This is a genomic window from Streptomyces sp. NPDC026246 (assembly GCF_055567995.1).
This window is the reverse complement of sequence record NZ_JBVHPJ010000004.1, coordinates 498073-522890: the sequence shown is the minus strand read 5'-3', so window position 1 is coordinate 522890 and position 24818 is coordinate 498073. Positions and strand designations below refer to the sequence as shown.

24 protein-coding genes and 1 riboswitch are annotated in these 24818 nt (G+C 74.0%); of the genes, 16 read left to right on the top strand and 8 right to left on the bottom strand.

The annotated features are described in order from the left end of the window. The first annotated feature begins 14 nt into the window (after window positions 1-14). The 3 genes from ACZ4M5_RS14340 (at window position 15) to ACZ4M5_RS14330 (ending at window position 2072) form a co-directional block, all read left to right on the top strand. A complete protein-coding gene (locus ACZ4M5_RS14340) occupies window positions 15-200 on the top strand; it encodes a CsbD family protein (protein WP_467736432.1) in 186 nt (61 codons plus the stop codon). A 159-nt stretch (window positions 201-359) separates the two neighbouring features. Then, entirely contained in the window at window positions 360-557 is a 198-nt protein-coding gene (locus ACZ4M5_RS14335) for a hypothetical protein (RefSeq protein ID WP_376326096.1), read from the top strand. Window positions 558-716: 159 nt separating this feature from the next. Then, entirely contained in the window at window positions 717-2072 is a 1356-nt protein-coding gene (locus ACZ4M5_RS14330) for a hypothetical protein (RefSeq protein ID WP_467736430.1), read from the top strand. Between the two features lie 10 nt (window positions 2073-2082). Here ACZ4M5_RS14330 and ACZ4M5_RS14325 read toward each other — a convergent pair whose 3' ends face one another. Then, window positions 2083-2562: a winged helix-turn-helix transcriptional regulator gene (locus tag ACZ4M5_RS14325; RefSeq protein ID WP_467736428.1), complete on the bottom strand. Its 480-nt coding sequence runs from the start codon at window positions 2560-2562 to the stop codon at window positions 2083-2085. A 103-nt stretch (window positions 2563-2665) separates the two neighbouring features. On the opposite strand from ACZ4M5_RS14325, the gene ACZ4M5_RS14320 reads away from it, so the two are divergent. After that, window positions 2666-3835, top strand: a complete 1170-nt coding sequence (locus ACZ4M5_RS14320) for a thiolase family protein (protein WP_467736426.1) — start codon at window positions 2666-2668, stop codon at window positions 3833-3835. Between the two features lie 43 nt (window positions 3836-3878). Here ACZ4M5_RS14320 and ACZ4M5_RS14315 read toward each other — a convergent pair whose 3' ends face one another. Beyond that, on the bottom strand, window positions 3879-4670 hold the full coding sequence (locus ACZ4M5_RS14315) for a TVP38/TMEM64 family protein (protein WP_467736424.1): 792 nt from the start codon (window positions 4668-4670) through the stop codon (window positions 3879-3881). 366 nt (window positions 4671-5036) lie between these two features. Between ACZ4M5_RS14315 and tuf the strand changes: the two genes are divergently transcribed. Together tuf and ACZ4M5_RS14305 are read left to right on the top strand one after the other, a co-directional pair. Next, on the top strand, window positions 5037-6206 hold the full coding sequence (tuf, locus tag ACZ4M5_RS14310) for an elongation factor Tu (RefSeq protein WP_467736422.1): 1170 nt from the start codon (window positions 5037-5039) through the stop codon (window positions 6204-6206). A gap of 104 nt (window positions 6207-6310) precedes the next feature. Further along, a complete protein-coding gene (locus ACZ4M5_RS14305; RefSeq protein WP_467736420.1) occupies window positions 6311-7156 on the top strand; it encodes a spermidine synthase in 846 nt (281 codons plus the stop codon). Here ACZ4M5_RS14305 and ACZ4M5_RS14300 read toward each other — a convergent pair. Further along, the gene (locus ACZ4M5_RS14300) at window positions 7118-8455 is read right to left on the bottom strand and encodes an MFS transporter (protein ID WP_467736418.1); all 1338 of its coding nucleotides are present in this window, start codon (window positions 8453-8455) and stop codon (window positions 7118-7120) included. The genes ACZ4M5_RS14305 and ACZ4M5_RS14300 overlap by 39 nt on opposite strands. A gap of 25 nt (window positions 8456-8480) precedes the next feature. Continuing rightward, a complete protein-coding gene (locus ACZ4M5_RS14295; RefSeq protein ID WP_467736416.1) occupies window positions 8481-9488 on the bottom strand; it encodes a DUF8017 domain-containing protein in 1008 nt (335 codons plus the stop codon). 163 nt (window positions 9489-9651) lie between these two features. Between ACZ4M5_RS14295 and ACZ4M5_RS14290 the strand changes: the two genes are divergently transcribed. The 4 genes from ACZ4M5_RS14290 to ACZ4M5_RS14275 all read left to right on the top strand — a co-directional run bounded on the left by ACZ4M5_RS14290 (window position 9652) and on the right by ACZ4M5_RS14275 (window position 16134). Then, the gene (locus ACZ4M5_RS14290) at window positions 9652-10104 is read left to right on the top strand and encodes a DUF4442 domain-containing protein (RefSeq protein WP_398108635.1); all 453 of its coding nucleotides are present in this window, start codon (window positions 9652-9654) and stop codon (window positions 10102-10104) included. 360 nt (window positions 10105-10464) lie between these two features. Beyond that, the gene (locus tag ACZ4M5_RS14285; RefSeq protein WP_467736414.1) at window positions 10465-12285 is read left to right on the top strand and encodes an RICIN domain-containing protein; all 1821 of its coding nucleotides are present in this window, start codon (window positions 10465-10467) and stop codon (window positions 12283-12285) included. Between the two features lie 753 nt (window positions 12286-13038). Then, window positions 13039-15423 carry a phosphoketolase family protein gene (locus ACZ4M5_RS14280; RefSeq protein WP_467736412.1) on the top strand — a complete coding sequence of 795 codons (2385 nt, stop codon included), beginning with the start codon at window positions 13039-13041 and terminating at the stop codon, window positions 15421-15423. A gap of 72 nt (window positions 15424-15495) precedes the next feature. Then, window positions 15496-16134 carry a DedA family protein gene (locus ACZ4M5_RS14275; RefSeq protein WP_467736410.1) on the top strand — a complete coding sequence of 213 codons (639 nt, stop codon included), beginning with the start codon at window positions 15496-15498 and terminating at the stop codon, window positions 16132-16134. A 53-nt stretch (window positions 16135-16187) separates the two neighbouring features. On the opposite strand, the gene ACZ4M5_RS14270 is transcribed toward ACZ4M5_RS14275, so the two are convergent. Then, complete coding sequence (locus ACZ4M5_RS14270; protein ID WP_467736408.1) at window positions 16188-16715, bottom strand: gamma carbonic anhydrase family protein; 528 nt, start codon at window positions 16713-16715, stop codon at window positions 16188-16190. Window positions 16716-16826: 111 nt separating this feature from the next. On the opposite strand from ACZ4M5_RS14270, the gene ACZ4M5_RS14265 reads away from it, so the two are divergent. Next, window positions 16827-17591 carry an acyltransferase gene (locus ACZ4M5_RS14265; protein ID WP_467736406.1) on the top strand — a complete coding sequence of 255 codons (765 nt, stop codon included), beginning with the start codon at window positions 16827-16829 and terminating at the stop codon, window positions 17589-17591. A 27-nt stretch (window positions 17592-17618) separates the two neighbouring features. Here ACZ4M5_RS14265 and ACZ4M5_RS14260 read toward each other — a convergent pair whose 3' ends face one another. Then, window positions 17619-18476 carry an EamA family transporter gene (locus tag ACZ4M5_RS14260; RefSeq protein WP_467736404.1) on the bottom strand — a complete coding sequence of 286 codons (858 nt, stop codon included), beginning with the start codon at window positions 18474-18476 and terminating at the stop codon, window positions 17619-17621. Between the two features lie 97 nt (window positions 18477-18573). Here ACZ4M5_RS14260 and ACZ4M5_RS14255 point away from each other — a divergent pair, with 97 nt between their 5' ends. Both ACZ4M5_RS14255 and ACZ4M5_RS14250 read left to right on the top strand, forming a co-directional pair. Next, window positions 18574-19146 carry an XRE family transcriptional regulator gene (locus ACZ4M5_RS14255; RefSeq protein WP_369198341.1) on the top strand — a complete coding sequence of 191 codons (573 nt, stop codon included), beginning with the start codon at window positions 18574-18576 and terminating at the stop codon, window positions 19144-19146. Between the two features lie 43 nt (window positions 19147-19189). Continuing rightward, window positions 19190-19753, top strand: coding sequence for a YbaK/EbsC family protein (locus tag ACZ4M5_RS14250; RefSeq protein WP_467736402.1), 564 nt, complete (start codon window positions 19190-19192; stop codon window positions 19751-19753). Here ACZ4M5_RS14250 and ACZ4M5_RS14245 read toward each other — a convergent pair. Both ACZ4M5_RS14245 and ACZ4M5_RS14240 read right to left on the bottom strand, forming a co-directional pair. Then, window positions 19747-20970, bottom strand: coding sequence for a 4-hydroxybenzoate 3-monooxygenase (locus ACZ4M5_RS14245; protein ID WP_467736400.1), 1224 nt, complete (start codon window positions 20968-20970; stop codon window positions 19747-19749). The genes ACZ4M5_RS14250 and ACZ4M5_RS14245 overlap by 7 nt on opposite strands. Window positions 20971-21048: 78 nt before the next feature. After that, window positions 21049-21459: a CoA-binding protein gene (locus ACZ4M5_RS14240; protein ID WP_467736398.1), complete on the bottom strand. Its 411-nt coding sequence runs from the start codon at window positions 21457-21459 to the stop codon at window positions 21049-21051. A 78-nt stretch (window positions 21460-21537) separates the two neighbouring features. Then, a riboswitch (cobalamin riboswitch) is annotated at window positions 21538-21724 on the top strand. 69 nt (window positions 21725-21793) lie between these two features. On the opposite strand from ACZ4M5_RS14240, the gene ACZ4M5_RS14235 reads away from it, so the two are divergent. Genes ACZ4M5_RS14235 through ACZ4M5_RS14225 form a run of 3 tightly spaced genes read left to right on the top strand, consistent with a single transcriptional unit; the run spans window position 21794 to window position 24779 of the window. Continuing rightward, window positions 21794-22819: an ABC transporter substrate-binding protein gene (locus ACZ4M5_RS14235; RefSeq protein ID WP_467736396.1), complete on the top strand. Its 1026-nt coding sequence runs from the start codon at window positions 21794-21796 to the stop codon at window positions 22817-22819. Further along, complete coding sequence (locus tag ACZ4M5_RS14230; protein ID WP_467736394.1) at window positions 22816-23868, top strand: FecCD family ABC transporter permease; 1053 nt, start codon at window positions 22816-22818, stop codon at window positions 23866-23868. The genes ACZ4M5_RS14235 and ACZ4M5_RS14230 overlap by 4 nt, the downstream gene beginning before the upstream one ends. Continuing rightward, window positions 23865-24779, top strand: coding sequence for an ABC transporter ATP-binding protein (locus ACZ4M5_RS14225; protein WP_467736392.1), 915 nt, complete (start codon window positions 23865-23867; stop codon window positions 24777-24779). Before ACZ4M5_RS14230 ends, ACZ4M5_RS14225 begins: the two co-directional genes overlap by 4 nt. Window positions 24780-24818: the final 39 nt, after the last annotated feature.

Below are 24818 nucleotides of genomic sequence, written 5' to 3'. Positions count from 1 at the left end.
AGGGGAGAACCGTCATGAACCACTCCGTGATCAGAGCCAGGGGGAAGCTGAAGGAGATGACCGGAAGGCTCACCGGCAACGACCGGCTGAGGGCCGAGGGCAGGACCGACCAGGCGAAGGCCGCGGCCGGCGAGGCGGTCAGCGATGTCCTGCAGCGGGTCCGAGGCGTCCGGGACTCCCTGAGGCGAGGGCGCTCTTGAGGCCGCACCCGTGCGGGGCGTCCCGGCCCGGTCGTCGAGGGCCCGGCGCCGGCCCGCGACGGCTCACCTGCTCCGGGTGAGGTGCCATCCCGGCACCGGGCCGGATGATGACTCACAGGGCGCCGTCCGCCTGTCCCGGGCAACCGTGGGAGGAAGCTCGTGCGCTACGAGATCCGCGTCGAGGGCCACCTGTCGGAGACCCTGGCCAAGGCATTCCCCGAGCTGGGACATGTCGTGATGGCCGGGCAGACGGTCCTGTACGGCCATGTCGTGGACGAGGCGCACCTGTACGGGCTGCTGGCACGCTGCCAGTCGCTGGGCCTGCGGGTCGTGGAGATGCGCCCCACGCCGGAGTGAGGCCCCCCCGCGTGGCCCTTCCCGCAGGTTCACCCACGGTGGGTGATCCCGACAGCCCCCCACGGCGCGAGGCTGGGACGGTCGTACCGAGCGCAAGGCACTTGCCGCAGCCGCGGGCACGGCAGTGCAACGGTCGGCGGAACGTCGGAGGGCGCACCCATGGGAAACGCCGCGGACCCCGGCCGGCCCGATCCGGGCGACGCCGCGCGAGGGAAGCAGCCGCTGACCCCGGGGGAGAGGTCGGACTACGAGCGGCTGCGCCGTCAGGCGTCCGTCCGCCACCGGCGATCGCGTCGGGCCGGGGCGTCGGTCCTGCTCCTGCTGACCCTGCTGCTCGCCCCGTTGGCCGTCGTGGCCGCGTGGATCGAGGACACGGTGTCCGACACCGACGGCTACGTGAGCACGGTCGCCCCGCTGGCGTCCGACCCCGCCGTGCAGGCGGTCCTGACGGAGCGTCTCACCGACCGCGTCGTGGACCGTATCGACGTCGAAGCGGTCACGGACTCGCTGGCGCGAACCCTTCAGGACGCGGGCGCGCCACCCCGTGTCGTCGACGGGGCCGCAGCGCTGGAGGGGCCCTTGCAGGACGCGGTCCGGACGGCCGTGGACCGCGCCGTCGCCGGGGTGGTCACGAGCGATGCCTTCCGGCAGGTCTGGGAGGGCGCCAACCGGCGCTCGCACGCCGCGGTGGTGAACATGCTCACGGGTGACCGCGAGGGCGCCGTGAGCCAGGAGAACGGCACCGTCCAGCTGAACGTGGGCGAGATCGTCGACCAGGTGCAACAGCGGCTCGTCGACGCGGGGTTCGACAAGGCCGCCGCCATCCCGGACACCGACCGCACCGTCACGCTGTTCGAGACCGAGCAACTGGGCCGGGCCCAGGACGCCATGCGGCTGCTGGACGTCCTCGGTGCCTGGCTGCCCGTCCTCACCGTCGTCCTGGCCGCGCTGGCCGTGTGGACCGCTCCGGCCCACCGGATCATGCTGCTGATCACCGCGACCGGCGTCGCCGTGATGATGGCGGTACTGCTCGTCGCGCTGGCCCTGGTCCGGCGGGTCTACCTCGACTCCGTTCCCCCCGCGGCCCTGCCCGCCGACGCCGCCGCGGCCGTCTTCGACACCTTCGTCCGCTTCCTGCGCGACAGCGCCACCACCTTGCTGGTGGTGGCGGTGGTCACCGCGCTGATCGCGTATCTCCACGGCCCCGGACGGCTCGCCCGCGGTGTCCGGGGCACGGCGGACCGCAGCACCTCCGCCGCCGGCCGCGCCCTCGGACGGGCGGGAGTGCGCACCGGAGCGCTGGGGTCCTGGCTGGACCGGCACCGGACGTGGATCACCGGTGTCGTCCTGGCGGGCGGGGCGCTGGCGCTGCTGCTCTGGAACCGGCCGAGTGCCGGGGCCGTCGTCCTCGTCCTCGGCCTCGCCCTGGCCCTGCTGATCGCCGCGGCGGTCCTCGCCGCCGCCGGGCCACCCGGCCAGGAGGCGGACCGGGCCGGGCGGCGGGTGGCCACCTGAGGGCGGCGGCTCAGTCCTGCCGGGCCGCCACGGGTCCCGTGACCGTCCAGCCCGGCGCCTGCGGATGGGCCGTGAGGTCCTGGTGGTGCACCTCGTCGCCGCAGGCCCGGCAGGTGAGCGCGGGGTCCAGGGCCCGGCCGCAGGAGTGCTCCAGCAGCATCGGCCGGTCGCCGTCCGCCTGGAGATGGCGGTCGCCCCAGGCCATCAGGGTCCAGAGCACCGGCTCCAGCTCCAGACCGGCCTGCGTCGGGCGGTACTCGTAGCGCTGCGGGCGCTCGCTGTACATCCGCCGGGTCAGGATCCCGGCGTCGACGAGCCGGCGCAGCCGGGTGGCGAGGATGTCGCGCGGCGCACCGATGTTGCGCACGAGCTGGTCGAAGCGGCCGTTGCCGAGGCACACCTCGCGCAACACGAGCAAGGAGTGCTTCTCGCCGACGAGCGCCAGTGTGTCGGCGATGGAGCAGGGGCGCGGGTCCTTGGTGGCGGCCATGGGCTCCAGTGTAGGAGAGGGTTGGAATTTCCAACCCGCCGGTCTACTGTGAGTTCGGATTTCCTACCCACTGGTAGCTCACTGGTAGCCGTGGAGGCCCGCCATGCGTGACGCAGTCATCGTCGAAGCCGTACGCACACCGATCGGCAAGGGCAAGCCGAACGGCGCCCTCGCGCACGTCCACCCCGTGGAGCTCCTCGCCCACACCCTGCGCACCCTCGTCGAACGCTCCGGCGTCGACCCGGCGCTGATCGACGACGTCATCGGAGGCACCGTCGACCAGGTCGGCGAGCAGGCCATGAACACCACCCGCTACGCGCTCCTGTCGGCCGGCTTCCCGGAGTCGGTGCCCGCGACGACCGTCGACCGCCAGTGCGGCTCCTCGCAGCAGGCCGTGCACTTCGCGGCCCAGGGCGTCCTGTCGGGGGCCTACGACCTCGTCGTGGCCTGCGGGGTGGAGTCGATGAGCCGGGTGCCGATGTGGTCCAACGTGCCGGCGGGCGCGGACCCGTTCGGGCCGGGCGTCGCCGCGCGCTACCCCGAGGGGCTCGTGCCGCAGGGGATCAGCGCCGAGCTGATCGCCGCCAAGTGGTCCCTCACCCGCGAGCGCATGGACGACTTCGCGCTCTCCTCGCACCGCAAGGCCGCGGCCGCCTGGGCGGCCGGGCTCTTCGACGCCGAGGTCGCGCCCCTGGAGGGCGTCACGCGCGACGAGTGCGTCCGGCCCGGCAGCACGAGGGAGGCCCTCGCCGGGCTCAGGCCCGCCTACCACGACCCCCACTTCGCCGAGCGGTTCCCGCAGATCGAGTGGAACGTCACGGCCGGCAACGCCAGCCCCGTCAACGACGGCGCCTCGGCGGTGCTCATCACCTCGAGCGAGACCGCGGCCCGGCTCGGGCTGCGCCCGCTCGCCCGGCTGCACAGCTTCGCCGTCACCGGCTCCGACCCGCTGCTGATGCTCACGGGCGTCGTCCCGGCCACCGAGAAGGTGCTGCGCAGGGCTTCCCTGACCCTGGACGACATCGACCTGTTCGAGGTGAACGAGGCGTTCGCCAGCGTGGTCCTGGCCTGGCAGCAGGAGACGGGGGCGGACCTGGAGCGGGTCAACGTGCACGGCGGCGCCATCGCGCTCGGCCATCCGCTGGGCGCCAGCGGCACCCGGCTGACGACCACGCTGGTGCACGCCCTGCGCGAACGCGGCGCCCGCTACGCGCTGCAGACCATGTGCGAGGCGGGCGGACTGGCCAACGCCATGGTGCTGGAACGGGTCTGAGCGGGGCCGGCGCGGGTCGGGGGAGCGGCCGGCTGAGGGGCGGTCAGAGCCCGCGCAGACGGTGCCGCTTGCGCCAGGCGACCACCACGCCCGCCAGCGCCGGCAGGGCGATGCAGGCCAGGGCGATCAGGAACGCCGGGGAGGTCGGCGTGGAGGCGCGGGCGCCGGCGACGGCGTAGGCGGCGGTGTTCGGGATCGAGCCGAGGGCCGTCGCCAGCAGGAACGGCACCAGGCCCATCCGGGAGACCGCGGCGCAGTAGTTCGCGGCCCAGAAGGGCACGCCCGGGAACAGCCGCACCGCCAGCATCGAGCGGAAGCCGTGCCGGCTGAGCTGGCCGTCCGCGGCCTTCAGCCAGCGCCCCCGCAGCAGCGGCCGCAGGGCGTCCTGGCCGAGCGCCCGGCCCAGGCAGAAGGCGATCCCGGCGCCCAGCACCGTGCCCGACAGGGCCACGCCGAGGCCGAGCTGTGAACCGAACAGCGCACCCGCCGCGAGATTGAGCAGCGGCCTCGGCACGAACGCCACGGTGCACACGCCGTACGCGGCAGCGAACACCACGGCCGCCATGGCACCCCCGATGTAGGGCGGCCAGCCCTCCGTCAGCAGTCGCTGCGGCTCGAACAGCAGCACCGCGCAGGCACCGGCGCCGAGCAGCGCCACGAGCAGGGACAGCCGGGACCACGGGGAGAACAGAAGTCTGGTGCAGCGGGCGGCGAAACCGGAGGACGCGGTGGACGGGGCGGTCGTGGTCCGGGGAGCGGCGACGGCGAGTTCCGCGGTGGCGGCCCGGGGAGAGGCCGTTGCGGTGCCCCCAGAGCGGTTGGTGGCATCGAGCATCCGGTGACACTAACCGACATATGTGTGTGATCGCCGTATGGTTCGTCTCACGAGCGTCACAGGAACCCGGGTGCGCGCGGTGCCGGGGCCGGGGGAAAACCATTCGACGCGCGGGGTGTTGTCGGCGAGGATCGACCTCATGTTCCGGCACGCCTTCGCTCTCGCTGCAGCCCTGGTCAAGGGCGCTCCGAAGGCTGCCGTCGTCACTGTCGCGGCCGTCGCGGACGGCGCCCGAAGCTGACCCTCCCCGGTTCGTCCGGCGGGCCCCGCGAGGGGAGGGTCGGGCAGCGCCTCGGGGTCCCCGGATTTTTTTCTCTCCGCCGCCGCGCGCATCGCGCCTCCGGCCAGACGCTTCGAGGTACAGCCATGTCCAAGACGGCCTACATCCGTACGAAACCGCATCTCAACATCGGCACCATGGGTCATGTCGACCACGGCAAGACGACCCTGACCGCCGCGATCACCAAGGTCCTCGCCGACCGCGGCACCGGCGCCTTCGTGCCGTTCGACCGGATCGACCGGGCGCCCGAGGAGGCGGCGCGCGGCATCACCATCAACATCGCGCACGTCGAGTACGAGACCGACACCCGCCACTACGCCCATGTCGACATGCCGGGCCACGCCGACTACGTCAAAAACATGGTCACGGGCGCCGCGCAGCTCGACGGGGCGATCCTCGTGGTCTCCGCGCTCGACGGGATCATGCCGCAGACCGCCGAACACGTCCTGCTCGCCCGGCAGGTGGGCGTCGACCACGTCGTCGTCGCCCTCAACAAGGCCGACGCGGGCGACGAGGAGCTGACCGACCTGGTCGAGCTGGAGGTCCGCGACCTGCTCACCGCGCACGGCTACGGCGGGGATTCGGTGCCCGTCGTCCGGGTCTCCGGGCTGAAGGCGCTGGAGGGCGACCCGCGGTGGACGGCGTCGGTCGAGGCGCTGCTCGACGCGGTGGACACCTACGTGCCGATGCCCGAGCGCTACCTGGACGCCCCCTTCCTGCTGTCCGTCGAGAACGTGCTGACCATCACCGGGCGGGGGACCGTGGTGACGGGCGCCGTCGAGCGGGGCGTGGTGCGCGTGGGCGACCGGGTGGAGGTGCTCGGGGCCGCGGTGGAGACCGTGGTGACCGGGCTGGAGACCTTCGGCAAGCCCATGGAGGAGGCGCAGGCCGGGGACAACGTGGCGCTGCTGCTGCGGGGTGTGCCGCGCGACGCCGTCCGACGGGGGCACGTGGTGGCCGCGCCGGGGAGCGTGGTGCCCGGCCGCCGCTTCACCGCGCAGGTGTACGTGCTGTCCGCGCGGGAGGGCGGGCGGACCACGGCCGTCTCCACCGGGTACCGGCCGCAGTTCTACATCCGGACCGCGGACGTGGTCGGGGTCGTCGACCTCGGCGAGCGGGCGGTGGCCCGGCCCGGGGACACCGTCGCGATGAGCGTGGAGCTCGGCCGGGACGTGCCGTTGGAGCCGGGCCTCGGGTTCGCCGTCCGCGAGGGCGGCAGGACCGTCGGGGCGGGGACCGTGACCACGGTGGGCTGAGGCGGCGCGGCACCGCGCCACCGGCCGTGCCCCCGTGCGGAGCAGCCGCACGGGGGCACGGCCCCCGGTCTCTCCCCGGTGCCCGTCCCCGGCACAATCGAGGGGTGAAGGAAGCACTCCCCGTCGCCCGGTCCGTCGATCACGGGTTCGCCAAGCTCATGCCCGACGTCGACCGGGAGCGTGCCTGGCTGCTCACCGTGGACGGGGCGCCCCAGTCGTACGTCGACCTGGACGACCCGGCCCACCTGGAGTTCGAGTACACGCGCCGGCTCGGGCACGCGCTGGACGTCGTGGCCGAGCCGGGGCGGGCGCTGGACGTGGTGCACCTCGGAGGCGGGGCGCTCACGCTGCCCCGGTACGTGTCCGTCACCCGGCCCGGCTCACGGCAGGACGTCGTCGAGGCCGACCGCGGCCTGCTGGAGCTGGTCACCGGGCACCTGCCGCTGCCCGCGGGGGCCCGGGTGACGCTGCACGCGGCGGACGCGCGGCGCTGGCTGGAGGAGGCGCCCGGCGACTCGGCGGACGTCGTCGTCGCGGACGTCTTCGGCGGCTCCCGGGTGCCGGCGCACCTCACCTCGGTGAGCTATGTGCGCGAGGCCGCGCGGGTGCTGCGGGCCGACGGGGTCTACCTCGCCAATCTGCCCGACGCGGCGCCCTTCGCCTTCCTGCGCTCCCAACTCGCCACCCTGGCGACCGCCTTCGAGGAGACCGTGCTGGTCGCCGAGCCCGGGGTGCTGCGCGGGCGGCGGTTCGGGAACGCGGTGCTCGTCGCCGCGCACGGGCCCGTCGACGTCGCCGCCCTGGCCCGGCTCGTGGCCGCCGACGCCTTCCCGGCCCGGGTGGTGCACGGCGCCGCGCTGCGGGAGTTCACCGGCGCCGCGCGGGCCGTACGGGACGAGGACGCCGTACCGTCACCCGAGCCCCCCGACGGGGCGTTCGGCATCGGCTGACGGCCGTCCGGCGGCCTCACCGGTGACGCCCTTGGCCACCGGTGTGGTCCTGCGGCGCAGATTGCGCACGTCCGGTACGCACAGCACCGCCGCCGTCACCAGGACCACCAGACCGGCGCAGCCCCACAGGGCCGCGGTGCGGCCGAAGGCGTCCTCGGCCGGTCCGGCCGCCGCGGTGGCCAGGGGCACGAACGCCACGGAGCCGAACCAGTCGTACGCCGAGACGCGCGAGAGTTTGGCCTCCGGGATCTCCTGGTGCAGGGCCGTCATCCAGGAGACGCCGAACACCTCGACCGTCGCCCCGGCGACGAACATCACCGCGAACAGCACGCCGATGGGCACCGGGACGGCCAGGGCGGCCGACGGCAGCGCCAGGGGGAACACGCACAAGGTGCCGGCCAGGAGCAGCCGGCGCGGCTTCCAACGGGTCATCAGCAGCGCGCCGGCGACGGTGCCCGCGCCGAACGCGCCCAGGGCGAGACCCCAGGGCCCGGCGCCGCCGAGGTGGTCGCGGGCGACAAGGGGGCCGTACACGGCGTCGGCGGCGGCGACCACGGCGTTGGCGACGGAGAACTGCACGACGATGCCCCACAGCCAGGGCCGGCCCGCGAACTCCCGCCATCCCTCGCGCAGGTCGGCGAGCAGGCCGCCGCCCGGCGCCCGGGGCGGTATGTGGCCCACGTCGAGGAAGGCCCGCAGCGCTCCCGCGACGGCGAAGGCGGCCGCGTCCGCGGCCAGGACCCAGCCCGGACCCATCGCGGCGACCATGGCACCGCCCAGCGCGGCCCCGCCGAGACCGGCTCCCTGCATCGCCATCCGGAACACCGCGAAGGCGCGGCCCGCCTGCTCGCCCTGGACCGAGGACATGAGCATGCCCTCGGCGGCCGGGCCGAAGAAGGCCTGCCCGGTACCGCCGAGGGCGGCCAGCAGCATCATCTGCCACAGCAGGGGGTCCCCGGCCAGTACGAGGACGGCGAACACGGCCTGCGAGAGGCAGTTCAGGGCGTTGGCCGCGACCATCACCCGGTGCCGGGGCAGCCGGTCGGCGACGGCACCGCCGATCAGCAGGAACAGGACGAGCGGCAGCGTCCGCGCCGCCGCCACCAGGCCGACGTCGCCGCCGTCCCCGCCCGCTTCGAGGACGGCGAAGGCCGCGGCGACGAGGGCGCCGCCGCTGCCCAGGCTGGTGACGACCGCGGCGGCGGTCAGCAGGGAGTAGTTGCGGCCCGCCCAGGCGGGGCGGCGGGAGAAGGTGGTCGGCACCCCGTGACTATCCACGGGAAGGGGCCGGCTTGCCAAAACGGCGCGGGTCGGCCCCGCCCGGTCAGGAGTCCGTGGGCGCTTCCTCGGTGAGGCGCACCGTGCTGAGGATCTTCTGGATCGTCGCCTCGGGCAGCTCGTCCTTGACGCCCTTGGCCCCGTACAGGTTCCACGTCACGAAATCGCCCGCGCTGTTCTTGAAGGCGAAGGTGATGGCCTTGCCCTCGCTGTCGCACTTGCCGTTCTGCGGGGTGTTCTCCGAGTGCGCCGTGGCGACGCTGCCCTTGATGCCCGACTTGGTGGTGTAGGGCTTGGGCTTGGTGTACTTGACGCTCTTCTTGTCGGGCTGGGTGTAACCGCCGAAGATCCACCACGGGACGCGGGTCTCGGCCGCCATGTCCGTGTTCTTCGCGCCGTTCTCGCCGCGGGTGCCCGCGGTGGCCAGCGCGGTGTCCTCCTCGCGCCCGTCCTTGTTCGCGTCGCTCGTGCACCACTTGGACTTGAAGTAGGCGGGGGCGGTGACGGTGGTGCGGTCCATCTCCCCGTCCTTCTTCTCCCACTCGAAGCCCACGCTCGTGTCCGGCGTCTCGATCTCCCAGTCGGAGGGGACGTCGAACTTGGTGCCGAAGCGCGGGTTGGCGACGACCTTCCAGCCCGGCACGGTCGCCTTCTCCGGCCCGCCGCCGCGCGGGTTGTCCCCACCGCCCGAGGCGCTCGGATCGGCCGAGGGGTCCTTGGACGCCGTCGGGGACGGCTTCTTCTTGCCGTCCGTGCCGTCCGCCGTGTCGTCCTTGTCACCACCCAGCACCAGGAAGCCGGTGACACCGGCGGCCACCACGACCGCGGTCGCCGCGATGATCGCGACGAGCTTGGTCCGGTTGCCGCCGCCCTGCGGGGGCTGCGGCGCACCGGCCGGCGCGGGGCTGCCCCACTGCGGCTGCTGTCCGTAGGGGCCGGGCTGCTGGTAGCCCGGCTGCTGGTACGGATTCGGCTGCTGGTACCCCGGCTGCTGGTACGGGTTGTTCGTCTGCGGGTTCTGCTCGCCCCCGGGCGGCTGCTGTCCTGGCCACATGGGCAGTCACCCTAGCCGCGCTTCGGACACGATTCGGTCACCGCCCGTGGACGGAGGCGTAGCAACCCGGGAACGGAGTCGTGCGGGACATGCGGCGGAGGAGTGTGCGGTGGTCGTCACACGGCCCTGGCCAGACGACTCTACTCGTGAGTAACATGCGGGCATGAGCGCAGACCAGATGTCCATCGGCGAGATGCTCGCCGCCACGGTGCCCATGGCCCGGACCCTGAACCTCGAGTTCCTCGAGACCTCGCCGGAGCGGGCGGTCGTCTCCCTGCCGGACCAGGGCGAGTACCACAACCACGTGGGCGGGCCGCACGCCGGTGCGATGTTCACGCTGGGCGAGTCCGCGAGCGGGGCGATCGTGCTGGCCGCGTTCGGGGACCAGCTCTCGCGTGCCGTGCCGCTGGCCGTCCGTGCCGAGATCGCCTACAAGAAGCTCGCGATGGGGGTCGTCACCGCCACGGCCACCCTGGGCCGCCCGGCCGCCGAGGTCGTCGCCGAACTCGACGCCGGTGAGCGGCCGGAGTTCCCGGTCGCCATCGCCATCCGGCGCGCCGACGGCGCCGTCACCGGCGAGATGACGGTGGTGTGGACCCTGCGGCCCAACGGCTGACGATCCGTCGCCGTATCGCCCGAGCCCCCCCGGCCGCGTGCCGGGGCTCTTCTGTGTCGTGCGCCGGACCGAGGGGAGATTTCGTGGACCGATCGCCTTTGTCCGTGCACAACTCGCACTTCCCGTCGAGCTGTTTCTTCGAAAGCCGGTGCGGATACCGCCGGTAACAATTCGCATTTCCTCGTACCGCGCACTCAAGTCGTCCGAACTCCTTGTTACTTGTCAGTCCTATGTGCGAAGGTGAGCCGCCTCACAGCCGGGTCCGTAACCGACCCGGCACAGGTATGCACCCGCCACATCCCTGCATTCGGACGGACGCGCCATTCGCCTGCCGTCCTGCGGCTGGAAGGAAATGGTTCCGTGCCGTCCCCCCACCCCCCACGCCCGCCGTACCCGCCGCGCCCCGGAGCGGGGCCCGCGGATTCCGACCGCAATCTCCTCGCCCGGGTCGCCGAACCGGGTGAGGGTCCGCGCGCCGTCGCGCTGCTGCTCGCGCGGCACTGGCGTGCGGTCCACGAGTACGCCGTGATCTGCCTGGCCTGCTCGCAGGACTCGGCGTCGATGGCGGCCGCCGCCGCGTTCCGCCGGGAACTGGCCCGGCCGGGCGGCGGCGCCCTGCGCCCGCGACTGCTCACGGCCGTCCGCGACACCGTCGGGGAGTGGGCGGCCGACGACGGCATATCCGCTCTGCTGCCGGAACTCCGCAAAACCGTCGGCGCCCGCGGTCTGCGCGCTGCCCGGTTCGTGACACCCGAAAGGCGACGCCTTGCCGAGCGCGCTTTCCGGGCCCTTCCAGGGGCTTCCCAATGCCTGCTCTGGCACACCGAGGTCGAGGCCGAGTCCCTATCCGTACCGGCCGGTCTGCTGGGTGTGGACGCCGGTACCGCGGCGGCCGCGCTGGAGCACGCGCGCGAGCAATTCAGGGCGGGTTGCGCACGCGCCCACCGGGAACTCGCGCCGACCCGGGAATGCCGCTACTACAACCGGCTGCTGGACGTCCCGATGCGCCGCGGGGGAGCCCTGCTGCCGGACGTGCAGCAGCATCTGATGGCCTGCCGCTACTGCCGGCACGCGGCCGAGCAGCTCAGTCACTTCGAGGGCGGGCTCGAGGAGTTGCTCGCGGAGACCGTGCTCGGGTGGGGCGCCCGCCGCTACCTGGAGTCGCGGCCGGGCCGCGACCAGGGACACGGCACCCCGGCCGCGGGCGGACGCCACCGCCTCAAGGCCCGCACCCCGGACGGCGACGGCCGGCCCGGTGGTTCCCGGCGCCACGCCAAGGCGCTGGCCGCCGCGGTCGGCGTGACGTCCCTGGTGCTGCTCGCGACCCTGCTGACAGCCCGAGGCTGGAGCGAGGAAGCCGGCACCGCCGCCTCGCAGGCCACCTGGGAAGCGGCCGGCGGCCACAGCGTCGACCCGGACACCGCGGGAACCTCCCCGATACGCCCCGGCGCGTCCGCCGCCCCCGCGGCCCACCCCGCCGAAGTGGCCCGGGGGCGGCTGCGCAACCTCGACAGGGACCTGTGCCTCGACGTCAGGGGCGGGCGCCTGCGCGCCGACTCCCGTGTGACGCTGGCGGACTGCTCCGCGGGGTCGCCGCAGTGGACGTACCGGGAGGACGGCCTGCTGCGCTCGGCCGCCGACCCGCGGCTCTGCCTGGGATCCGACGCGGCCGAGGGATCGGTCCTGCTGGCCGGCTGCCTCGTGCACGCCGGAACCGTCCGCTACGACCTGACCGTGCGGGGGGAGTTGCTGCCGCGGGAAGGGAAGGGCGGTGCCCTGGCTCCGCGAAGGGGCAGGGAGGTCACGGTCGCACCGCGCGACGGCTCGGCGTCCCAGCGCTGGGCGCTGGAACCGGCGCTCGCCGCGGGCGGCCCCCCGGCCGGCCGGGGAGCCGAGGAGCCTTCCGGGACGAGCCCGCGGAGGGCGGAGGAGCACCCGCCGGACGCCGCGCCGCCCGGCTCGGTGCCCCGGCCGAGGCCGCCGCGGACCGGGTCCGGGCACGCGACGCCGCCGCCGGAGCGGTACTCCCCGCGGGCCGCGCAGGTGGCCTGCTGCGCCGAAGCGGCGCCCGGGGTGCCGGTGGGGGAGCGGGCCGGGCACGAGGTGACCGGCGTGCTCGACCCCGTGACGACGGCCGTGTCCGGCACGGTGCCGCTGCTCGGGGAGGTCGGCCTGCGCTGAAGGGCGTTCCCGGGTGTGCCGCCCCCGGCCGGTCGGACCCGCCCGCGTCGGGGCCGCCGGAGGGGTACTCCCCGCGGGTCGGGCACGAGGTGACCGGCGTGCTCGACGCCGTGACGACGGTCGTGTCCGGCACGGTGCCGCTGCTCGGTGAGGTCGGCCTGCGCTGAAGAGCGTTCCCCGGGGTGCCGCCCCCGGCCGGCCTCGGACCCGCCCGCGTCGGGGGCCGCCGGAGCGGTATTCCCCGCGGGTCGGGCACGAGGTGACCGGCGCGCTCGACGCCGTGACGACGGCCGTGTCCGGCACGGTGCCGCTGCTCACCGGGACCCGACCGGCCTCGGGCCCGCCCGCGTCGGGGTAGCCGGAGCGGTACTCCCCATGGGCCGTGCAGGTGGGCTGCTGCGCCGAAACGGCGCCCGGGGTGCCGCCGGGGGAGCGGGCCGCTCGACGGCGTGTCCGGCAGGGTGCCGCTGCTGGGGCAGGTCGGCTGGCGCCACGCGGCACGCAGCCGGGTGGCCCGGCCCCCCGGGGCCCGGCCGCCTCGCGTGCCTCAAGGGTTCGCCCGCCCCGGGGCCGTCGCAAAGCCGCTCCGGCGGGCGCAGGAGGCGCCCGCCCGCCGGTGGCCGGCCGCGAGCCGGTGGGCGCGTACATGGCCGGAGCGGGCGCGGGCGGACGGATCGCCGGGAGGCGCCGCGCATCGAACCGGCACAGACTGGTACTCCTCCTGAGGCAGCCGCAGAACCCAGGGAGTGACGCATGCCCGAGGCCCCGCGCCTGGACAGCAGGACCACACCGACCGACGAGGAGTTGCGCACCCTCGACGCGCACTGGCGCGCCGCCAACTACCTGGCGGCCGGTCAGATCTACCTCCTGGCGAACCCGCTGCTCACCGAGCCGTTGCGGCCCGAGCACATCAAGCCGCGGCTCCTCGGCCACTGGGGCACCTCACCCGGGCTCAACCTCGTGTACACGCACCTCAACCGCGTCATCAAGGCGCGGAACCTGGACGCCCTGTGCATCTGGGGCCCCGGCCACGGCGGGCCCTCCGTGCTCGCCAACGCGTGGCTGGAGGGCAGCTACGGCGAGAAGTACCCCGACGCGTCCCGGGACGCCCGGGGCATGGAGCTGCTCATGCGGCAGTTCTCGTTCCCCGGGGGAGTGCCCAGCCACGTGGCCCCGGAGGTGCCCGGCTCGATCCACGAGGGCGGTGAACTCGGCTACTCCCTCGCCCACGCCTACGGCGCCGCCCTCGACCACCCCCACCTGCTCGTCACCTGCGTGATCGGCGACGGCGAGGCGGAGACGGGCCCCCTCGCCGGCTCCTGGCACGCCAACAAGTTCCTCGACCCGGTGCACGACGGTGCCGTCCTGCCCATCCTTCATCTCAACGGCTACAAGATCGCCAATCCGGCCGTGCTGTCCCGGCTCCCCCGGGAGGAGCTCGACGCGCTGCTGCGCGGTTACGGCCACGAGCCGATCCACGTCACCGGCGACGACCCGGCGGCCGTGCACCGGGCCATGGCCGAGGCCATGGACGGCGCCCTGGACCGCATCGCGCGGTTCCAGCACGCCGCCCGCGAGGAGGGCTCGACGCAACGCCCGCGCTGGCCCGTGATCGTGCTGCGCACCCCCAAGGGCTGGACCGGCCCGGCCGAGGTGGACGGCGACCCGGTCGAAGGCACCTGGCGCGCGCACCAGGTGCCGCTGTCCGGGGTCCGCGACAATCCGGAGCACCTGCGCGCGCTGGAGGACTGGCTGCGCTCCTACCGGCCCGAGGAACTCTTCGACGCCGACGGCCGCCCGGTCGCCGACGTCCTCGCCTGCGTCCCCGAGGGCACCCGGCGCCTGGGCGCCACCCCGTACGCGAACGGCGGACTGCTCCTGCGCGACCTGCCGGTGCCGTCGCTGGACGACTTCGCCGTGCCCGTCGACAAGCCCGGCACGACGCTGCACGAGCCGACCCGGGTGCTCGGCGACCTGCTCGCCCGCATCATGCGCGACACCGCCGACCGCCGCGACTTCCGCCTGGTCGGCCCGGACGAGACCGCCAGCAACCGGCTCCAGGCCGTCGTCGACGCCGGTGGCAAGGCGTGGCAGGCGGAGACGCTCCCCGTCGACGAGCAACTCGACCGGCACGGCCGGGTGATGGAGGTCCTCTCCGAGCACCTGTGCCAGGGCTGGCTGGAGGGGTACCTGCTCACCGGCCGGCACGGGCTGTTCTCCTGCTACGAGGCGTTCGTGCACATCGTCGACTCGATGGTCAACCAGCACATCAAGTGGCTGCGCACCTCCCGCCGCCTGCCGTGGCGCGCCCCCATCGCCTCCCTCAACTACCTGCTGACCTCGCACGTCTGGCGGCAGGACCACAACGGCTTCTCCCACCAGGACCCCGGCTTCGTCGACCACGTCCTGAACAAGAGCCCCGAGGCCGTCCGGGTCTATCTGCCGCCGGACGCCAACACCCTGCTGTCGGTCGCCGACCACGCCCTGCGCAGCCGCGACTACGTCAACGTGATCGTCGCCGGCAAACAGCCCTGCTTCGACTGGCTGTCCATGGACGAGGCCCGGGTGCACTGCGCCCGCGGCGCCGGCACCTGGGAGTGGGCCGGCACCGAGGACGGCGGCGATCCCGACGTCGTCCTGGCCTGCGCCGGGGACGTCCCCACCCAGGAGACCCTGGCCGCGGCCCACCTGCTGCGCCGGCACCTGCCCGAGCTGTCCGTCCGCGTGGTGAACGTCGTGGACCTGGCCCGGCTGCTGCCCCAGGAGGAGCACCCGCACGGGATGAGCGACTTCGAGTACGACGGGCTGTTCACCACGGACAAGCCGGTGATCTTCGCCTACCACGGCTACCCCTGGCTCATCCACCGCCTCGCCTACCGCCGCACCGGCCATCAGAACCTGCACGTGCGCGGCTACAAGGAGGCCGGCACCACCACGACGCCCTTCGACATGGTGGTGCGCAACGACCTCGACCGCTACCGCCTGGTCATGGACGTCATCGACCGGGTCCCGGGCCTCGCCGTGCGCGCCACGGCCGTACGGCAGCGGATGGCCGACGCCCGCACCCGCCACCACTCCTGGATCCGCGAGCACGGTACGGATCTGCCCGAGGTCGCCGAGTGGAGCTGGAACGCCTGAGCCGTCAGGGGCGTCCTCAGAGCCGGTAGGCTTCCCCGGGCACGCAGGGAGGCTCAGCGAAAGGAACCGGCGTTGCACGTCCAGGAGTGGCTCGAAACCGTACCGGCGGTCGCCGTCTACGCGCTGGTGGGCGTGGTCATCGGCCTGGAGAGCCTGGGCATCCCGCTGCCGGGGGAGATCATCCTGGTCTCCTCCGCGCTGCTCGCCTCCCAGCACGGCGACATCGACCCCGTCGTCCTCGGCGCCAGCGCCACGGCCGGCGCGATCATCGGCGACTCGATCGGCTACGCCATCGGCCGCAAGGGCGGACGGCCCCTGCTGGCCTGGCTGGGCCGGAAATTCCCCCGGCACTTCAGCGAGGGCCACATCGCCACGGCCGAGCGGTCCTTCGAAAAGTGGGGCATGTGGGCCGTCTTCTTCGGCCGCTTCGTCGCCCTCCTGCGCATCTTCGCCGGCCCTCTGGCGGGCGTGCTGCGCATGCCGTACTGGAAGTTCCTCATCGCCAACGTCCTGGGCGGCATCGTCTGGGCCGGGGGCACGACCGCCGTCATCTACTACGTCGGCATCGTCGCGGAGTCGTGGCTGAAGCGCTTCTCGTGGCTGGGGCTGGTGGCGGCGGTCCTGGTGGGCCTGACCTCCATGCTGGTGCTCAAGCGCAAGGCGAGGAAGGCCGGCCAGAACCTGGAAGCGGCCGAGGCGCCCACCCCGTAGGGGCGCGGGGAACCGCGCGACACGCCCCGGCGAGCCCGCACCCGCCGGCCGACCTACGCGTGCACGTCCCGATGCGCCTTCCCCAACTCCGCATACATCGTGCCGTTGAGGGTGACGCCCTGCTTCTCCTCCTCCGACAGCTCCCGCCGGACCTTCGCGGGCACCCCGGCCACGAGCGAACCGGACGGCACGACCATCCCCTGCGGCACCAGCGCCTGCGCGGCGACCAGCGATCCCGCCCCGATCACCGCCCCGTTCAGCACGGTGGCCCCCATGCCGATCAGGCAGTCGTCCTCGACGGTCGCCCCGTGCACCACGGCATTGTGCCCGATGCTGACCCGCTCACCGACGCGCACAGGGAAGCCGGGGTCGGCGTGGAGCGTGCAGTTGTCCTGGACGTTGCTCTCGGCCCCGACGGAGATCGACTCGACGTCGCCGCGCAGCACCGCCCCGTACCAGACGCTCGCTCCCGCCCCGAGCGTCACGCCCCCGATCACCGACGCCGTCGGCGCCACGAACGCCGTCCCGTCGATCTCCGGCTCCCGGCCGCCGATACCCGTGATCATCGCCTGCTGACCCATGCCCGCCTCCACTCACGTCGTTGCCGATCCGCACCGTACGCCACGCCGTGGGGCGAAGATCACAGGCCCTCTCCCCCATGAGGGCTCGCCCGGCTGAGTACGGTGACTCCCGTGCCGAAGCGCAAGAACACGTTCTCATCCTGGCGGCGGGGCCTGACGCAGCGCGCCGTCCACGCGGGCTGGGCCTGGCTGCAGCGGACGGCCTCCGTCACCGCCGAGCACCCCGGCCGGTACCGCTTCGGCGCGATGGGAACGGGTACCAGGCTCGCCTTCCCGCTGGGCACGGTCTTCGGCGAGCCGTGGATCCGCCTCGGCTCGCACTGCATCATCGGCGAGCAGGTCACCCTCACCGCGGGCCTGATGCCCGACCTCGACCTCGGTCCCGACCCGATCCTGCGGATCGGCGACGGCGTGGTCCTGGGCCGCGGCAGCCACGTCATCGCGGACACGACGGTCACCATCGGCAGCGACTGCTACTTCGGCCCCTACGTCTACGTCACCTCCACGAACCACTCCTACGACGACCCGCACCAGCCGATCGGCAGGCAGTGGCCGCGCATGGAGCCGGTGGAGATAGGGCCGGGCTGCTGGATCGGCACGGGCGCGGTGATCCTGCCCGGCGCCCGGATCGGCCGGAACGTGGTGGTGGCGGCGGGCGCGGTCGTCCGGGGCGCGGTGCCGGACCACTCCGTCGTGGCGGGCGCGCCGGCCCGCGTCGTACGCCGCTGGACACCCGCCGACGGCTGGCAGCCGCCGCTGCGCACCCCGCCGCCGGTGCCCATCCCGGAGGGGGTCACGCCCGAGCAGCTGCGGGCGCTGCATGAGCTGGACGAGGAGGCCGCGGCCGCCCTCGCGGAGCTCGAACCGGGCTCCTGAGCCTCGGGGCGGCCCCCGCCGGCGTGCTCAGCCCGAGGCCAGCAGGACCGTACCGACCAGGGCCAGTCCGGCGCCCGCCGCCTGGACCGCCCGCAGCCGCTCGCGCAGCACGCCGCGCGCGGCCACCGCCGTCACCACCGGGTAGAGCGAGGCGAGCACGGCCGCCACCGTGACCGGACCCTGCTGGGCGGCGATCGAGTAGGTGCCGTTCGCGGCGACGTCCGCCAGGCCCACGAAGGCGAGGGCGGGCAGGGAGCGCCAGGGGAAGCCGTCCGCCGGAAGGGCGGGGGCGCCGCGCCGCACCGAGACGTACAGGGCCGCCCCGCCCGCGGCCACATTGGTCACCCGCTGCACGAACAGGGCGAGGAACAGACCGGTCAGGGTGTGCGACGCCTCGGCGATCAGGGCCATCACCGCGCCGAAGCCGAACGCCGCGAGGAGGGTCAGGGCGATGGCCTGGCGCTGCACGGGCGCGCCGCGGAACTGCGGCCCACCGGCGAGACAGATGCCGGCGACCGCGACGAGGATCCCGACGAACTGCAGCAGGCCGGGGCGTTCGCCCAGCACCAGTCCCACCCCCACGGGCACGGCGACGCCGATCGACCCCAGCGGCGAGACCACGCCCATCGGCCCGAGGGCCAGGGCTTTGTAGAAGGCCAGCATCGCCACCGGCCCGACCAGCCCGGCGGCCACGGCGAACCACAGCTGCGGCCCGGCCTCGCTCCAGCCGCCCGTGGCGACGACGACCGCGCCCAGGACGACGACCGCGATCGACTGCGAGACCACGACCACGGTGAGCGCGGGCGTGCGGCGGGTCAGCAGTCCGCCGCCGAAGTCGGCCAGGCCCCAGAGCAGGCTGGTGGCCAGGGCGAAGAGCGCTGTCATGGAACGGATGCCTCGCAGTACAGTTCAGTGAACGATCAGGTCAACCACACCATAGTGCAGCACGCTGCACTATGTCATACAGAATATTGGACGGAACGTGTCGGACCTCGACCTGCTGACCCAGTCCCTGGCGCGCAGCGTCAAGCACTGGCGCGCGGTGCGCGGCTTCACGCTGGACGTGCTCGCCGCCCGCGCGGGAGTCAGCCGCGGCATGCTCATCCAGATCGAGCAGGCCCGCACCAACCCCAGCCTGGGCACCGTCGTGAAGATCGGTGACGCGCTCGGCGTCAGCATCACCACCCTCCTCGACTACGAGCAGGGCCCGAACGTCCGCGTCGTCCCCGCCGAGCAGGCCGTCCGGCTGTGGCACACGGACGCCGGCAGCTACAACCGGCTGCTCGCCGGCACCGAGGCCCCCGGGCCGCTGGAGATGTGGGACTGGAGGCTGATGCCCGGGGAGAGCAGCCCCTCCGACCCGCACCCGGCCGGCACCACCGAACTGCTGCACGTCACGGCCGGAGAGCTGACCCTCACCGTCGACGGGGCCGAGCACCGGGTGCCCGCCGGCGCCAGCGTCCACTTCGAGGCCGGCGTCCCCCACACGTACGGCAACACCGGGGACGTGCCGATGGAGATGGTCATGGCCGTCTCGGTGCCGCCCGTCTCCTGAGACGCCCGGGCGGCGGTCCGTCCGGTGTTGTTAGCGTGCGGCCATGCGCGCACCCCTCGGACACTTCGACGACGCCCGGCCCGCCCCCGCCTGCCTCGACGAGCTGACCACCCCCGTCGCCGACGCCGTACGCCACTGGCGGGGCAGCGTCCCCGCCGACCAGATCGTCTACGTCGAGACCGACCCCGCCTGGGCCGACACCGCGACCTTCGTGGAGCACTACGGGCAGGACCTGCTGGAGCGCTCCGCGAACTGCGTGGTCGTCGCGGGCAAGCGCGGTGGGGAGACCACGCTCGCCGCGTGCGTCGTGCTGTCCACCACCCGGGTCGACGTCAACGGCGTGGTCCGCCGCCGACTGGGCGCCCGCAAGGCCTCGTTCGCCGCGACGGACACGGCGACCGGCGAGACCGGCATGGAGTACGGCGGCATCACCCCGATCGGGCTGCCCGCCGACTGGCCCGTCCTGGTGGACGCGGCCGTGGTCGACCTGCCCTACGTCCTGGTCGGCAGTGGCCGGCGCCGCGGCAAGCTGCTGGTCCCGGGCAAGGCCTTCGCCGAACTGCCGGGCGCGGTGGTCGTGGAGGGCCTCGGGGCTCCCGTTCAGTAGCGGGCTGCCGTGCCCAGGTACTGCTCGGCGAACGCGGCGGCCGCCACCGGCGAGGTGAACAGCCGGCGCAGCCGGGCGAGCGTGGTGCCCGCACGGAACGGGTCGCCCGCCGCGGTGCCGTGGAACACCTCGGACAGCCACTGCGAGAACTCCTGGTAGTCCCACACCCGCCGCGCACTCGCCGCCGCGTAGCCCGCCAGGCCGCTGTCGTCGCCCGTGGTGAGCCGGGCGGCCAGCGCGTCCCCGAGCAGGAAGGCGTCGTGCAGGGCGAGGTTCATGCCCTTGGCCGCGATCGGGGCGACGAGATGGGCGGCGTCCCCGGCGAGGTGGAGCCGCCCGAACGTCACCGGCTCGACCACGTGGTCGTGCATGTCCAGCACGCGCTTCTCGATCAGCGGTCCCTCCGTCAGCGGCGGGACGCCGGACGCCCCGAGCCGCTCCCGCAGCTCCGCCCAGACCCGCTCGTGCGGCCAGTTCCCGGGATCGTCGCCGGGCGGGCACTGGAGGTAGTAGCGGGTGACCTCGGGACTGCGGGGCATCTGGCCGGCGAAGCCGCGCTCGTGACAGCCGAACAGGACGCAGTCCGCGGACGGCGGGGCCTCGGCCAGCAGGGCCAGCCAGCCGATGCCGTAGTCGTGCCGGGCGACCCGCACCCGGTCCGGAGGCAGTGCGGCCCGGGTCGCGCCGCGCGCCCCGTCGCATCCGGCGATGAAGTCGCAGTGCACGACGACCCGTTCACCGCTGTCGGGGCAGAGGTAGGACACCGACGGGTGGCCGGTGTCGGCGTCGTGGACGCGGACGTCCCGGACGCCGAAGCGGATCCGGCCGGCGCGGACGTCGGCGTACTCGCGCACCAGGTCCGTCACCAGCAGCGGCTGCGGATAGACGAAGTGGTGAGCACCCGTCAACTCGCCGTAGGGGAAGCGGTAGCGTTCCCCGCCGAAGCGGAATTCGCAGGCGGTGTGCAACTCGGCGCGGTCCAGCAGGTTCCGCGCCAGACCCCGCTTCTCCAGGCCCCGCACGGCCCCTTCCTCGATGACCCCCGCCCGGGGCCGCCGCTCGATGAACGCGCGGGTCTCCGTCTCCAGCACCAGGCAGTCCACCGAGGCCGCCCGCAGGATGTTGCCGACGGTCAGCCCGGCGGGCCCGGCGCCCACGACGACGACCGGAAAGTGTTGCGGGGAAAGGGACTTGGGGCCGGAGGAGGCGTCGGTCATGCGGCTCATTATGGGGGCCGGCCCCGGCCGGCGGAACGGCCGAGGCCCCGGCCGCCCGCAGCCGGACGACGGCCCTCGTCACCGCCCCAGCAGGGGGATCTCGATGGCCGGGCAGCGGTCCATCACCATCTCCAGACCCGCCGCACGGGTCCGTTCGTACGCCGCCTCGTCGACGACGCCGAGCTGGAACCAGACACCCTTCGCGCCCTTGGCGACGGCCTCGTCCGCGACCGCGCCGGCCAGGTCGCTGTTCACGAAGACGTCCACGACGTCCACCTCGAAGGGGATGTCCGCAAGGCTCGCGTACCCCTGCTCGCCGTGCACCGTCTCCGCCTTCGGGTGCACCGGCACCACGCGCTTGCCGAAGCGCTGGAGCACCGCGGCCACGCCGTACGCGGCACGCTGCCGGTTCGACGACAGGCCCACCACGGCCCAGGTGTCGCCGAGCCCGGTGAGAATCCTGCGGACCGCTGCCTCGTCGCCGTACACCGGTGGCCTCCTCGGAATTCGCAAAAGAACTGTTCCCGGTCAACGACCCGGGCCGCCCGGTGATTCCCCCCACCCCCGTGATAGCTTGCCGAGGCCAGTCGAACCCATGTACGTGGGTCAGGGAATCCGGTGCGAATCCGGAACTGACGCGCAGCGGTGAGGGGGACGGGCGGGGCCTCGGCCACTGGACGCACCGCGTGTCCGGGAAGGCGCCCCGATCCGGACGAACCCGAGTCCGAAGACCTGCTGGCGGCCCCCGCGGCAGACGCGGCGGGGGAGCACCGTACGACCGGGCTCCGCGATCGAGCCCTCGACGACCGAGGACTGGTTCCCCGTGCCCCTCGCCCGACCCGCCCGCGCGGCCGTGCTGCTCGCCGTCTGCTCCCTGCTCCTCGCCGGTTGCGGCGGCACCGAACCCTCCGGCCGCGGTGACGGAAAGACGGCCGTCACGCTCGGCAACTGCGGTCACGAGGTCCGCGTGAAGACCCCGCCGCGGCACGCCGTCTCCCTCAACCAGGGCACCACCGAGATCCTGCTCTCCCTCGGTCTCGCCGACCGCCTCGCGGGCACGGCCACCTGGACCGACCCCGTGATGAAGGGGCTGGAGAAGGAGAACGCCGAGGTGCCGCGGCTCGCCGACGACAACCCCTCCTTCGAGCGGGTCCTGGACGCCGACCCCGACTTCGTCGCCGCCTCGTTCGTCTCCACCCTCGGCAAGGGCGGCGTCGCCACCCGGGAACAGTTCGAGAAACTCGGCGTCCCCACCTACGTCTCCCCGTCCGACTGCGCCGGCAAGGACAACAGCTCCGGCGGCGACGGCTCCCGCGACAAGCCCCTCGGCATCGGCACCGTCTACCGGGAAGTACGCGACCTGGCCACGGTGTTCGGCGAGCGGGAGCGCGGCGAGCGGCTCGTGGCCTCCCTGCAACGGCGGTTGGACAAGGCCACCGCGGGCCTCGACGCCTCCCGGGTCACCCTCCTGTACTGGTTCGCCAACTCCGACTCGCCCTACATGGCGGGCTGTTGCGGCGCGCCCGGCATCATCACCCGGGCCCTCGGCGCGAAGAACGTCTTCGACGACACCCATGACGAGTGGCCGCAGATCAACTGGGAGACCGTCGCCGACCGCGACCCGGACGTCCTCGTCATCGGCGACCTGACCCGGAAGTCGCAGACCGCCGAGTCGGCCGCGAAGAAGATCGCCTTCCTGGAGTCCAACCCGGTCACCCGGACCATGGACGCCGTCCGCCACCGGCGGTACGTGCTGCTCAGCGGGCAGGCCATGAACCCGACCATCCGCACGGTCGAGGGAGTGGAGCAGGTGGCCGCCGGGCTGCGCCGCTTCGGGCTGGCCGAGTGACCGCCCTGGATCCGGCCGCTCCCGGCGTCCGCCCTCGCCGCGCCGCCGGGCTCGCGCTGGGCGCGGCCGGAGCCCTGACCCTCGTGGTCTCGGTCGCCGCGGCCATCACGATCGGCCCCGCCGACATCGGCGTCGGGGACGTGTGGTCGGTCGTGGCCGCCCACCTCGGCCTCGGGGACTCCGGGCTGACGCCCGTGCGGGACGGCATCGTCTGGCAGCTGCGGCTGCCGCGCACCCTCCTCGCCGCCGTGTGCGGGGCCGGACTCGCCGTGTGCGGGGTGGTGATGCAGTCGCTGCTGCGCAACCCGCTTGCCGACCCGTTCGTGCTCGGGGTGTCCTCGGGTGCCTCGACGGGAGCGGTCGCGGTCGTCGTGCTGGGCGTCGGCGGAGGCGCCGTGTCGGTGTCCGCGGGCGCGTTCCTCGGCGCCCTCGTCTCCTTCGCCCTGGTGCTGCTGCTCAGCCACACCCTCGGCGGCACCACCGACCGGGTCGTCCTCGCGGGCGTGGCCGCCATGCAGCTGTTCTCCGCGCTGACCTCGTTCGTCGTCATGACCTCGGCCGACGCCGAGACGACCCGCGGCGTGCTGTTCTGGCTGCTCGGCTCGCTCGGCGGCGCGGGCTGGACCGACGTCCGGCTGTGCCTCGCCGCCCTGGCCGTCGCCCTGGTGGTGTGCCTCGGGTACGCCCGTACCCTCGACGCCTTCGCCTTCGGGCAGGACGCCGCCGCCGCCCTCGGGGTCTCCGTGGCCCGGACCCGCCTGGTGCTGCTGTGCGTCACGGCCCTGCTCACGGCCGCGCTGGTCAGCTCCGCCGGGGCCATCGGCTTCGTCGGGCTGGTCCTGCCGCACGCCGCCCGGGCCCTCACCGGCCCCGGCCACGTCCGGCTGCTGCCGGTCACGGCCCTGGCCGGAGCGGTGTTCCTGGTGTGGGTCGACACCCTCGCCCGGACGGTGCTGGATCCGCAGGAGGTCCCGGTGGGCGTGGTGACGTCGCTGGTCGGGGTGCCGGCGTTCGTGGCGGTGCTGTACCGGACACGGAGGGTGCGATGAGCGGGACGGAGGCGGCGACGGGAGGACCCGGCGCGCCCGCCCACGGCGGGCCCGCCGGGACGGGCGGCCCGGACGCGGGCAACGCAGCCCGGGCCACGCGGGCGGTGGGCGAGACCGGGCTGCGGGCCGAGCGGGTGAGCCGGCGGGCCGACGGGCGCCTTCTCGTCGACGGCGTCAGCCTGGCCCCCGAGGCCGGTTCCACCCTCGGCGTCCTCGGCCCCAACGGCTCCGGCAAGAGCACCCTGCTGCGGCTGCTCGCCGGGCTGCTCGCGCCGACCGCCGGGGTCGTCACCCTCGACGGCACCCCCCTGGGGGACCTGCCCCGCCGTGCCGTGGCCCGGCGTCTGGCCGTCGTCGCGCAGCAGTCGGACACCCAGGTCGAGTTGACGGTCGCGGACGTGGTCCGGCTCGGCCGCGTCCCGCACCGCCGGGCCTGGACGCCCGCCTCGGCGGACGACGAGCGGGCGGTCCGCGAGGCGTTGGAGCGCACCGGCCTGACCGACCGGGCCGCGCAGCCCTGGCACACCCTGTCGGGCGGGGAAGGGCAACGGGTGCAGATCGCCCGCGCGCTCGCGCAGGAACCCCGCGAGCTCCTCCTGGACGAGCCGACCAACCACCTGGACATCCACCACCAGCTCGACCTGCTCGACCTCGTCACCGCGCTGCCCGTCACGACCGTCGTCGCCCTGCACGACCTCAACCTCGCGGCGATGTACTGCGACCGGGTCGTGGTGCTGCGCGCGGGGCGCGTGGTGGCCGGCGGCACACCGGCCGAGGTGCTCACGGCGGACCTGATCGCCGAGGTGTACGGGGTGCGGGCGGACGTCCGCCACGACGGCCCCGGCGGACGGCCCCACGTCCGGTTCCTCGGCACCCTGGAGCCGGCCCCGCGCACACCGCCGGGGCCGTGACGGCCGAAACGCCGTCCGGAACACGTCGCACGGCGCCGC